The organism is Coleofasciculus sp., from assembly GCF_046565525.1.
In the GTDB taxonomy this organism is placed as follows: domain Bacteria; phylum Cyanobacteriota; class Cyanobacteriia; order Cyanobacteriales; family Coleofasciculaceae; genus Coleofasciculus.
Genome location: NZ_JBKHUP010000018.1, coordinates 77,219 through 88,253, shown reverse-complemented (window position 1 = coordinate 88,253; position 11,035 = coordinate 77,219). Strand labels below are relative to the sequence as shown.

Genomic DNA, 11,035 nt, shown 5'->3' with positions numbered 1-11,035 from the left:
TGTGGTTTTCCTTCTTTCCTGGTCGAAACCTGCTTATTCCAGTATTGATTAAATGCTTTCATGGCACGGGCATCAATTAGAAAAGAGTTGCCCAGAGTATCAACACAAGCAGCTAGATTGTCGGCTGTACCTAAATCAATTGCTAATGCTTGGTCGTCAATCCCTACGAATGTCTCCTGTTTGGGAATTTCGTAGGAAGCCTCCAGGTAAAAAACACCATTTTTAGGTAAAATAGTCCATTCCTTGACCTTAGCAATATCAAGGTTGCTTGGAGCAGGTAGCCTGAAGCTATCAATTCCGAACCAACGCTTAACGGTTAAACCCAGTGAGAACTGAAGTTGACCATCAACTAGCTTAGGCTTCTGTCCTCCTGAATTGGGATAAGCTACCTTGAACAGTCTTGACCCTTTTAAATAACTAGGTGGCTTAGGCTTATTTGGTAATTGCCCTTTGAACCAAGCTTGACGCAACCTTTTGTAGGATTTGAACGCTTCAGCGACACTTAATAGTGTTTGCTGTGCTGGTGTTGAGGGTAGGGACTGAGCGATTTTACTCTTTCCCACGCTTTGCTCATAAATCAAGTCAAACTTTCCAGTCAAGAGTTTGCTTGTCTTGAAAAAAGTCTGACGGGCAAAGTACACGCCCATGTTATAGAGTTTTCCTGACTGCTCACATAGATATTCTAGGACGGCTTTTGTTTCTTTTTCGGGATGTAACAACATCTGTTGTACTCCCCTAGGCTTCTTGCTTTTAGCCATCGCTTTAACGAGTGAGTTTTGTCGTTTATTTGATTGTAATCTACAATTAAAACAACAGTCAACCCGGAAAAACGCAAATGCGAAAAAATTCATACGAGTATAGGCACTACAACCACGCTATTGGATTGTGTGTCGTTCACCTTCTCTGGATACCTAAGCGTCGCAAAAAAGTGCTAGTGGGAAAGATTCGTGATAGAATATTTGAGATATTCAGTGAATTAGCCACAGAAAAGGGTTGGCACATTAGAGCGCTTGAAGTTGCACCAGACCACATTCACCTGTTTGTTGAAATTCATCCGACAGACGCAATTTACCAGGTAGCAAAAGCCTTCAAAGGACGGAGTGCCAACTACCTTAGAAAGGAGTTTCCTGAACTCAAGAAACTCCCCTCTTTGTGGACAAATAGCTACTTTTTTTCAACGGCAGGCAATGTCAGTGCAGCAACAATCCAGAGATACATTAACGACCCTCATCACGGTTAAAAACTACATGCGGTTAAAACCGCTAGCGTGCGTTCCTCCCCGGTCTAAAGACACGGGGTTTCCCGCATCGAAGGAATTTTGATGAAAATGACAAATCGCTAAAACTTCAATCGGTGTCGGTGATTGGCAACCGATTCCACTAATCCAATGCCTAAAAAGTTTGCCAGTAATGCCGATCGCCCATAACTTAACAATGGCAGGGGAATCCCGGTAATGGGTGCTAAACCAATATTCATGCCGATGTTCACGACAGTTTGAAACACAATCATCGATAGCACACCAATCGCCAATAGTGAGCCAAAGTTATCCTTAGCATTTTGGGCGATAATCACTAACCGTAAACACAAGAGCCAAAAGGTAAATAGAACGCACAAACAGCCGATAAACCCGAGTTCTTCACCAATGGCAGAAAAGATAAAGTCCGTATGCTGTTCAGGAATAAACTGGAGTTGGGTTTGTGTCCCCTGATACAGTCCTCGCCCTGTGAGTTGACCTGCGCCAATTGCAATTCGAGACTGAATCAAGTGATATCCTCCACCTAAGGGATCTTTATCCGGATCTAGAAAAAGAATCAGTCGGTTTTTTTGATAGTCTTGGAGCAATCCCCATAACAGGTTTCCCAATCCCCCCGAAATCGTGTTGCCAACCAATGCCCCAATCCCACCAAATAGGGGCCACGGTAAGGTACGCCAACCAATCAATGCCATCGCGGCTACCCAAACAAACCACCCGGGCAAAAACACATTAAACATGATCGCGGAGACAATGGGAGACACGAGTAGGATTAGCCATCCCGGATTAGCATTTCCCCAATAGAGCATCCCCATCGTAATCGCACCAAATACTAATGATGTTCCCAAGTTTGGCTCTAAAAATACAAATAGCCAGGGAACCGCCGCAATGGCTAAGACTCGAAAGACCGCATTTAATGTTGAAGCCGGTTGCCAGTGGATAATCGCAGCCAGGGTGATAATCAAACCCAGTTTGGCAAATTCCGACGGTTGAACGTGAAAGCCGAGGATATTCAGCCACCGTTGTGCGCCATTTGCCGTCGTCCCCATAATCATCACCGCAAACAACGAGATATTCGTCATCGCATAAACCATCCAATGCCATTGGAGTAAGATTTCGTAACGCGATCGCGCGATGAGTAGACATAAACTTAAGCCAATACCCCCAATGATCCAGTGCCACCACCAATCGGTTAGCCCTTCATTAAATTCGGCACTGCGAATCATCACCCCACCCAGGAAGGTGAGAGCAATGCTGACAAATAATAGCTGCCAGTCTAATTCCTGCCATCGGCTGAGGAACATAAGCCAGCGCATTTGGGTACGGGTCAATGACTTTTGGAACATAATCGTTGGGGAATGGGATTGAGGTTTAGAGCAATTAGCGCTCTTCAGATGTAAGGGTCAGGAATTTCTCAAAAAGATTTTGGATAATTCCTGATCAAATCCTAGGCTATCTGAAAATAGGGAAGAATAGATTGCTGAATAGGGAAGAAGGCTTTCCCTTGTACTCCTACTTTTTCTACTGCGAATTCAACCAACTATCAACGGTGGCTAAGGGCAGCAACAGATACTTTCGCCGCAATACTTTTAGCGATCGCGATTAGCGCTTGGGCTGATGGGGACTCCGGTTCAGCCACGACAATAGGTAAGCCGCGATCGCCGCCTTGTCGCAGGTTAATTTCTAGGGGAATACATCCCAGCAAGGGTATCCCTAATTCCTGAGAGGTTTTTTCGCCGCCACCTGACCCAAACAGATCATATTGGCGATCCGGCAGATCGGGTGGAATAAAATAACTCATGTTCTCGACAATGCCCAATACCGGAACGCCCAATTGCTGGAACATCTTCAAACCGCGACGGGAGTCCAAGAGGGCAACATTTTGCGGCGTTGTCACAATTACTGCCCCAGCCATGGGTACCGCTTGGGCTAAGGTCAACTGAGCATCCCCAGTTCCCGGTGGCATGTCCACAATCAGATAATCTAATTCTCCCCAATTCACCTGGTACAGAAACTGGCGAATGATACCATTTAACATCGGTCCGCGCCAAATTACTGGCTGATCGGGGTCAATCAGAAATGCCATCGATACCAATTTAACCCCGTGATTAAAGGCGGGTTCGAGTACCTCTCCCTGAGGACCCTGTTGCACCATAACCTTGGCATCCGCTAATCCTAGCATCGCAGCGGTATTGGGTCCATAAATATCAGCATCAATCAAACCCACCTTGGCTCCTGTCTGGGCAAGGGCAACGGCTACATTCACAGCCACAGTACTTTTGCCTACACCGCCCTTACCACTGGAAATAGCGACTAGATTTTTGACACCATCAATCCCTTGGCGATCGGGTAAAGATTTCTGCTGCGGTGTCTCGGCTGTCACATCTACCACAACCTCTTCCACATCCGGAAGCTGCTTCACCGCCTTTTGGCAATCCTCCACAATAAACTCACGCAATGGACAGGCGGGTGTGGTTAACACGAGTGTAAAGCTAACCGTCCCGCCGTCGATTTTAACATTGCGGATCATATTCAATTCCACCAAACTCTTTTGGAGTTCAGGGTCTTGTACAGGGCGTAGTACGTCTAAGACTGAATGGATATCAACCATAATCAGGAAAAGTTCCTAGGGTGACAATGTGCCGGGACAAACATCTTCATTAATCTTAATATCTTAATAGGTTACGGCTGATTACTCATTCCTCACCTGTCAAAGAATTTCCTCACTCAAAACTCAAAATTTGATCAAAGAACCGCTCCCTGTTCTGCCGCTTGAGCCAATTCAGCAGCGACACGGGCAGCATAGGGGCGAATAAACCACCACAGCAAGGGGGATAGCCATCCCCGCATTGTCACCGAAAAGGATACGTAAGTCCCACACAAGCCTGACTCCACCCGATAAGTCACTCGATTTTCTACCCCCGGAATGGCTAACATCCGGACGCTGATTAATTCACCGGGCAATACCCGTTCGACAAAAACTCGCACAGGAATGGGAATTAAGCGCGTCACCACCTGGTAAATTAAACCGGGCTTAGGGATTAATCCTCTGGGCGCATTAGTGCTACATAGCAGAGGATTCCAGGAGACATCTGCCAAATTGATTAATTTTTGCCAAAGAACGTCCACTGGAGCCTGACTGAGGGCGCGATAAGTCCGAAAGAGGGAAAACTTGCACCAAAGACCCTCTTGACCAGCGATTAACTTAAAAGAAAAATTTAGGATCACAACACGCCTCCTATCGCGACGCTTCAGCAATGTTTATCATAGTTCGGCAAGCCACGGTTCTGATGACTATCAAACCAATAACGTCTTTCCCGGTTAGCACAGTTGCGGTAGACAGCACAATCAAGCCCCCACTCTATTGTCTAGCAATTAGTTTGGATAGTTGACACCAGAAACCTGTAAAATAAACGCTGGAACCCTTAAAATACCCAACAATAGTCTTCAGGTTTGGGTAATACTGTATTACTACTATTGAAATTATGACCGCAACTCAGACACCGACAACAAATCCGAATCCTTCATTACCTGCCACTGACTCTAGGGATAGAGTGAAGCAGTTCATGCAGCAGCTTCAAGACACTATTTGTGAATCCTTGGCAGAACTTGATGGTACGGGTCAGTTCCAGGAAGATTCTTGGCAGCGAGAAGAAGGAGGCGGGGGTCGTTCTCGTGTCATCCGGGATGGCGCTGTCTTTGAACAGGGGGGTGTTAATTTTTCTGAAGTGTGGGGGACTCAGCTTCCGCCCTCGATTTTAACCCAACGTCCAGAAGCCGCAGGTCATGGATTTTATGCCACGGGTACATCCATGGTGCTGCATCCACGCAATCCCTATATCCCCACGGTTCACTTAAATTATCGTTACTTTGAAGCAGGACCGGTTTGGTGGTTTGGTGGAGGGGCAGATTTAACGCCATACTACCCCTTTGCTGAAGATGCGGCTCATTTCCATCAAACACTAAAAACAGCCTGTGATCAGCATCACTCAGAGTACTATCCCGTATTCAAGCGCTGGTGTGATGAATATTTTTATCTCAAACACCGTCAAGAAACACGAGGCGTTGGCGGACTGTTTTTTGATTATCAAGACGGAAGCGGGGAATTGTATAAAGGTCCCCACCCAGAAAAATCAGCAGCCATTTACAGCAAGGAACTGGGGGCGTTACCACCCCGAACCTGGGAACAACTGTTTGCCTGGGTGCAGGAGTGTGGTAATGCGTTTTTGCCTGCTTATGTGCCCATTGTCGAGCGGCGGCGGGGTATGGACTATGGCGAAAGCGAACGCAACTTCCAGCTTTATCGTCGGGGGCGGTATGTTGAATTTAACCTAGTTTATGACCGGGGAACGATCTTTGGCTTGCAAACGAACGGACGCACCGAATCGATTCTCATGTCTCTCCCTCCCTTGGTACGTTGGGAATATGGCTACCAACCCGAACCGAATACACCAGAGGCTGAACTTTATGAAATCTTTCTCAAACCTCAAGATTGGGTAAACTGGACTCCTTCGACCTAATCTAACCATCTGCGTTAAACTACGGGATAAGTAGCGTAGGTTGCCAAATTAAGTTACTTGTTGTTTCAACAATTCGCCCAACACCTAAGTAACGGAATTGATACCCAAACCCTTTATGGCTCCTCTTGTGATGTCAAGGGGAGCTACTGCTGCTCAAGGAGGTCTTTTCAACAACCCTGACTTACTTTGTTGAAGTCAGGGATTGTCGAACAAACGACACTCTCCGACTTACTTCGCTGAAGTCGGAGTCTCACGCGAGGTAAACGATGATTCATATTGATCAAAAAACACACACAACCAAAGATGGTACAACGGTTATTGTTTTGGCGCCAATTGGACGTCTCGACATCACCACAGCTTGGCAATTTCGCCTGAAATTACAAGAATGTATTTCCAAACTCAGCCGCCATGTGGTGGTTAATCTCAGTCAGGTTAACTTTATTGACAGTTCTGGTTTAACCTCTCTAGTCGCTGGTATGCGAGATGCCGATAAGGTAAAAGGTAGCTTTCGCATCTGTAATGTCCATCCCGAAGCCAAACTGGTGTTTGAAGTCACGATGATGGACTCCGTGTTTGAAATTTTTGAAACGGAGCAAGAAGCTTTGGAAGGTGTACCCCGGAGTATGGCAACCTGAAGAAAGGGATTCATATTAATTAAATTGGCAGTTCAGCCGTGAAGTCTTGACGTTTTGTGAATCGAAATGGACCAAGCAAGGCTCCCCAGGTGGCTTTTCCGGTACTGGGATCGATGCCTTTATCGTAGCTACGAAATTCATCGGCTGTTGCTTCAAAGCCTAGGGATACTTGGTAATTATTGCCTTGATAACTAAAGCAACAAGGGTGCTCACTGACTGAAGTGGTAGTAAATTCGTAATTATTTAAACTAATTTGGTGCATCTGCACGTTCAGACGGCAATCGGGTAAAAGGGTAATATCTTCGGGGGTAAGCTGCTGCAACAATTCGGGATGGCAACCTGCACCGCGAACGGTTTCTGGCTCTTTTATCTGATAATACTGTACCTGTAACCCAGTGGAGGGTTGGTCACTTTGATACAGCCGGAAAATCCGTTGACGGTAGGGGCGGTTGAGGTTAGTAATCGGTGCTTGTTCGGCAAAGAGGGTGAGGCTGTTTTCGCTAAACAAGGGGATAGGGCGTTGCCAGAGATGTAAATGAACATACCAGACGGGTTCAGCCAACGCCTGTTGTTGGTTGTCAAATTCACCAGCCATGTAGCTTGCCAGGGTGATCAGTTCTGGCGGTAGAGTCATAAGTCAAGGGTTTACATTAACAGCGTCAAGCCAAAAAACATTATACTGATTTTTCAGTTTCGCCCAATAGTATCGAAGACGAACGGTAGGAAGTGCGAGTACGGGAATAACTGGTAAGATGGAAGGAATGACTCGGTTGGGACTCTACCCCCTAGGGTGAAAACCAAGCGTTCATCGTAGTGGATGCGCCCGAAAGGAGTGGAGTAGTAGCTTGGCAAAGGAGAGAGTCATCTCTTCTGGTTCTAGGGAATTGAGTCCCTCAAGCGAGACAATGGTAAAAAATATCCTTTATATTTTGCTCTGTGAGTAACGTTCGCACCGTCTCGGATACGAAACGAGATTTTTATAACTATCACACCCGCCCAATCAACTCGATTTACCGACGGGTGGTAGAAGAATTGATGGTCGAGATGCATTTGCTGGCGGTCAATGGGGATTTTAAGTACGATCCAATCTATGCCTTGGGCGTAGTCGCTTCCTTTAACCGCTTCATGCAAGGCTATCGACCGGAACGGGATAAAGAATCCATTTTTGACGCGCTGTGTCAGGCGGTGGGCAGCAATCCGCAACAGTATCAGCATGATGCCGAAAAACTGAAAGCGGCAGTAGGGCGTTTATCGGGGAAAGAACTGGTTAACTGGTTTAGTTCGCCAACGCCCCTAGAGGGTTCTGAGGATATTCATACCACGGTTGCCGCGATCGCAGATAATCCTAAGTTTAAATACTCTCGCCTGTTTGCGATTGGCTTGTATACCCTTCTGGAACAGGCAGATCCGGAGTTAGTCAAAGACGCGAAACAGTCTACGGAAACTCTCCAGAAAATCGGTCAAACCTTGCATCTTCCCCAAGAGAAATTACAAAAAGACTTGGAGTTGTATCGCAGTAACCTGGAAAAAATGGCTCAAGCTCAGATTGTCCTCGAAGATGCCATCAAAGCTGATCGCAAAAAACGGGAACAGCGGGAACAGGAAAAGAATAAAGCTACGATTCCGCCCAGTGATTCCCCAGAATCCACGACAGCATCGTGAAGCTGATCAGGGCGTGGGGAGGACGGATCTAGTTCTTGATCCAGCTTAAAATTAGTACCAAGTTCCGCGTTGGTAGAGACGTTCCGACGGAACGTCTCTACACTTAGATTAAGGGTTGTAGTCGTTCTATAAGCTGCTTTTCGGAGACTAGTCCCTCAATGCGTTCTACGGGTTTGGTACCCTTAAACAGTATCAAGGTGGGTAAGGCTTCAATATGGTGCTCAGAGGCAATCTGGGGGTATTTGTCTGTATCAATTTTGACCACTTTTAGCTTACCCTTGAGCTGGACACCAATTTGCTCGAGGATCGGTGCCATCATCTGACATGGACCACACCAGGTCGCGTAAAAATCGACCAAAACGGGTACATCAGATCCAGAGAGGAGTTCCTGAAAACTGGCAAACTGTTTTTTTACTGCCATAACAAAACATCACGGTTATTAGTTGTTTGGCTCGATTCTAGTGCAAAATGCTAAAAGCTGACTTCAGCTAGTAGAGAGAGAGATTTTTTATGGAAGCATCACAGACATCTGCCCAACTCAGCGATCGCGTGGCGATTGTCACTGGGGCGTCGCGGGGAATTGGTCGCGCTGTGGCATTGGCATTAGCCGCAGAGGGCGCGAAGGTAGTGGTTAACTACGCCAGTTCCAGTGGGGCTGCCAATGAAGTTGTCGCCGCAATTACAGAAGCCGGAGGAGATGCGATCGCGCTTCAGGCAGATGTCTCGAAACTGGAAGATGTCGAGACTCTCGTCAAGGAAACGAAAGACAAATTTGGTCGCCTAGACGTACTGGTGAATAATGCTGGCATTACCCGCGACACCCTCTTGATGCGGATGAAACCCGACGATTGGCAGGCGGTGATTGACCTGAATCTGACTGGTGTCTTTTTCTGTACTCGGGCAGCCAGTAAAATCATGCTCAAGCAAAAATCAGGTCGGATTATTAATATTGCCTCCGTTGCTGGACAAATGGGCAATCCGGGTCAGGCGAATTATAGTGCAGCCAAGGCTGGAGTCATTGGGTTTACCAAAACCGTGGCGAAGGAATTAGCACCTCGCGGGATTACCGTGAATGCTGTGGCACCCGGATTTATTGAAACCGATATGACCAAAGACATTAAATCTGAGGATATTATCAAATATATTCCACTAGGTCGCTATGGGAAGCCTGAGGAAATTGCGGGCATGGTGAGATTTTTAGCCGCTGATCCAGCCGCCGCTTATATTACTGGGCAGGTGTTCAATGTCGATGGCGGTATGGTTATGGCGTGAGCGATCGCCGTGGGGTTTGCTACCGTTACCCTGGAACCTAAAAGTGATAGCACTCCCCAACTAAAATCTTTGATTGAGTTGGGGAGTGCCGTGGCCTGTTTTTGGATTTAGTCTGAACTCTAGTAAAAAGAAACGAAGGGACTGTACTTCAGTACCGTCCCAAAGTATCCTTTTAAATTTAAATCCTGGGTTTATATAGCAGTAGACACATCGATTAGGACAAACACACTCTCTCTTTGCGTTCCACGCCTTACGTCTCCGGAGAGTCATATATTTCCTAACATCCTTGGCGGTTGCTATACCCGGAAGAGGTCAATTTATTTCCACCGGAAGCTTGAATACTGAAGGGATACTTCTGATGATTCCCAACCTTTAAAGACAGACTGATGCAATAACTTTGAGTATTCTTGTGCAATCAGATCAGGGGTGAAATTGGATTGTAAATAACGACGACCGGCTTCACCCATACGCTTGACTAAGGGTTCATCTGTGGACAAGCGGCGAATAAACTCTGCCAAACCCGCCGCATCGCCGTTACTGAACGCTGCACCACATTGAGCCTCACTCACAATCCCTTGCAAATAAGACTGCGGTTCACAAATCGCGGCGACTGGACGCCCTGCGGCTAAGGCGGCGTAAAGTTTGCTGGGCGCGACTAAGCCTTCCATCCCTGGACTGATGCTGACTAAGGATAAGTCTCCTGAGGTGAGAGAATAGGGCAGGTTTTGTTTATCTTGATAGGGTAAAAATCGGCAATTATTTAAGCCAAGCTGACGAATTTTGGCTTCAAAGGTTTCACGTTTAGCGCCATTGCCAATAAAAACAAATAGAATTGGGTCGTGTTGTAACAGTTGAGCAGTTTCTAAAATGGTTTCCATATCATGACAGCGACCCATGTTCCCGGAATAGAGTACCGTAAACCGATCAACTAGATTGAACCTGTGGGAAAACCAATTATCCTGTTTGGCAATCGGTACAATCCAATTGGCATCTGCCCAATTATGAATAACAGTAATTTTATCCTTAAGTTGGGGACATTTAGCAACGACTCTATCCTGCATTGACGGACTCAAAACAATAATTTGTTGAGCTTGTTTCCATATATGACAGTTCACTTTATTCCAGAGTCTAACTAACCAGTGGCGATGGGGAACAACGTTGAGTTCGACGGCAACATCTGGATATAAATCATAGACTAAACAAACATAAGGAAGTCCAAATAACTTGTTCGCTAAGTATCCGAGAATCGGTAAAAAAGGAGGAGCGGTGGTTAACAGGAGTATGTCCCCATGACTACTGGTTTTGAGTAAATGAAGTCCAGCCCGCAGACAAAAGAGCAGCCCATTGAGGGCTTTGCCACGAATACGCTTCGACCAAATCCGAGTCGCCCGCGATCGCTGAACCATAAGTCGCTGAAAATGCTCCCTCGCTGGTGCTGACTGGCTGTGAAATGCATAGCCTGGTTGTCCAGTAAACACTCGCACCAACAGACCCTGTTTTCCTAACTCAACGGCAAGTTCTTCGATAAGCTGTCCGGTTGCGGCGTAGTCAGGGGGATAAAACTGAGTTACAATCGATAACCGCAGGGGTTTACTATGCCATAGGGGAGTCTCGTTATTGCTCATGTTACTGTGTTACTGATGAGAACTTGAACTGAGAGTTATAATACGCTACAGTTTACGCATTCATTGACT

At 46.5% G+C, this 11,035-nt stretch carries 11 protein-coding genes and 1 pseudogene; 5 read left to right on the top strand and 7 right to left on the bottom strand.

Annotated features, from left to right (window positions below):
* Positions 1–758: pseudogene (locus ACLGGO_RS09180) on the bottom strand (RNA-guided endonuclease TnpB family protein); the annotation flags it as partial.
* Between the two features lie 77 nt (positions 759–835).
* Here ACLGGO_RS09180 and tnpA point away from each other — a divergent pair.
* Positions 836–1,240 carry an IS200/IS605 family transposase gene (gene tnpA / locus ACLGGO_RS09175; RefSeq protein WP_446334658.1) on the top strand — a complete coding sequence of 135 codons (405 nt, stop codon included), beginning with the start codon at positions 836–838 and terminating at the stop codon, positions 1,238–1,240.
* 98 nt (positions 1,241–1,338) lie between these two features.
* Here tnpA and rodA read toward each other — a convergent pair whose 3' ends face one another.
* The 3 genes from rodA to ACLGGO_RS09160 all read right to left on the bottom strand — a co-directional run bounded on the left by rodA (position 1,339) and on the right by ACLGGO_RS09160 (position 4,480).
* Entirely contained in the window at positions 1,339–2,598 is a 1,260-nt protein-coding gene (gene rodA, locus ACLGGO_RS09170; RefSeq protein ID WP_446419064.1) for a rod shape-determining protein RodA, read from the bottom strand.
* 197 nt (positions 2,599–2,795) lie between these two features.
* The gene (locus ACLGGO_RS09165; RefSeq protein ID WP_446334656.1) at positions 2,796–3,863 is read right to left on the bottom strand and encodes an Mrp/NBP35 family ATP-binding protein; all 1,068 of its coding nucleotides are present in this window, start codon (positions 3,861–3,863) and stop codon (positions 2,796–2,798) included.
* A 134-nt stretch (positions 3,864–3,997) separates the two neighbouring features.
* Positions 3,998–4,480 (bottom strand): SRPBCC family protein, encoded by a 483-nt coding sequence (locus ACLGGO_RS09160; protein ID WP_446334655.1) that lies wholly within the window; start codon positions 4,478–4,480, stop codon positions 3,998–4,000.
* A 257-nt stretch (positions 4,481–4,737) separates the two neighbouring features.
* Here ACLGGO_RS09160 and hemF point away from each other — a divergent pair, with 257 nt between their 5' ends.
* Both hemF and ACLGGO_RS09150 read left to right on the top strand, forming a co-directional pair.
* A complete protein-coding gene (hemF, locus tag ACLGGO_RS09155; protein ID WP_446419063.1) occupies positions 4,738–5,772 on the top strand; it encodes an oxygen-dependent coproporphyrinogen oxidase in 1,035 nt (344 codons plus the stop codon).
* A gap of 266 nt (positions 5,773–6,038) precedes the next feature.
* Positions 6,039–6,407, top strand: coding sequence for an STAS domain-containing protein (locus ACLGGO_RS09150; protein ID WP_006101536.1), 369 nt, complete (start codon positions 6,039–6,041; stop codon positions 6,405–6,407).
* Between the two features lie 19 nt (positions 6,408–6,426).
* Here ACLGGO_RS09150 and ACLGGO_RS09145 read toward each other — a convergent pair whose 3' ends face one another.
* A complete protein-coding gene (locus tag ACLGGO_RS09145; protein WP_446419062.1) occupies positions 6,427–7,041 on the bottom strand; it encodes a CpcT/CpeT family chromophore lyase in 615 nt (204 codons plus the stop codon).
* A 302-nt stretch (positions 7,042–7,343) separates the two neighbouring features.
* Here ACLGGO_RS09145 and psb29 point away from each other — a divergent pair, with 302 nt between their 5' ends.
* Complete coding sequence (gene psb29 / locus ACLGGO_RS09140; protein ID WP_446334652.1) at positions 7,344–8,069, top strand: photosystem II biogenesis protein Psp29; 726 nt, start codon at positions 7,344–7,346, stop codon at positions 8,067–8,069.
* A gap of 103 nt (positions 8,070–8,172) precedes the next feature.
* On the opposite strand, the gene trxA is transcribed toward psb29, so the two are convergent.
* On the bottom strand, positions 8,173–8,490 hold the full coding sequence (gene trxA / locus ACLGGO_RS09135; RefSeq protein ID WP_446419061.1) for a thioredoxin: 318 nt from the start codon (positions 8,488–8,490) through the stop codon (positions 8,173–8,175).
* Positions 8,491–8,579: 89 nt separating this feature from the next.
* Here trxA and fabG point away from each other — a divergent pair, with 89 nt between their 5' ends.
* Complete coding sequence (gene fabG, locus ACLGGO_RS09130) at positions 8,580–9,341, top strand: 3-oxoacyl-[acyl-carrier-protein] reductase (protein WP_446419060.1); 762 nt, start codon at positions 8,580–8,582, stop codon at positions 9,339–9,341.
* 317 nt (positions 9,342–9,658) lie between these two features.
* On the opposite strand, the gene ACLGGO_RS09125 is transcribed toward fabG, so the two are convergent.
* Positions 9,659–10,966: a glycosyltransferase family 4 protein gene (locus ACLGGO_RS09125; protein WP_446419059.1), complete on the bottom strand. Its 1,308-nt coding sequence runs from the start codon at positions 10,964–10,966 to the stop codon at positions 9,659–9,661.
* Positions 10,967–11,035 lie beyond the last annotated feature (69 nt).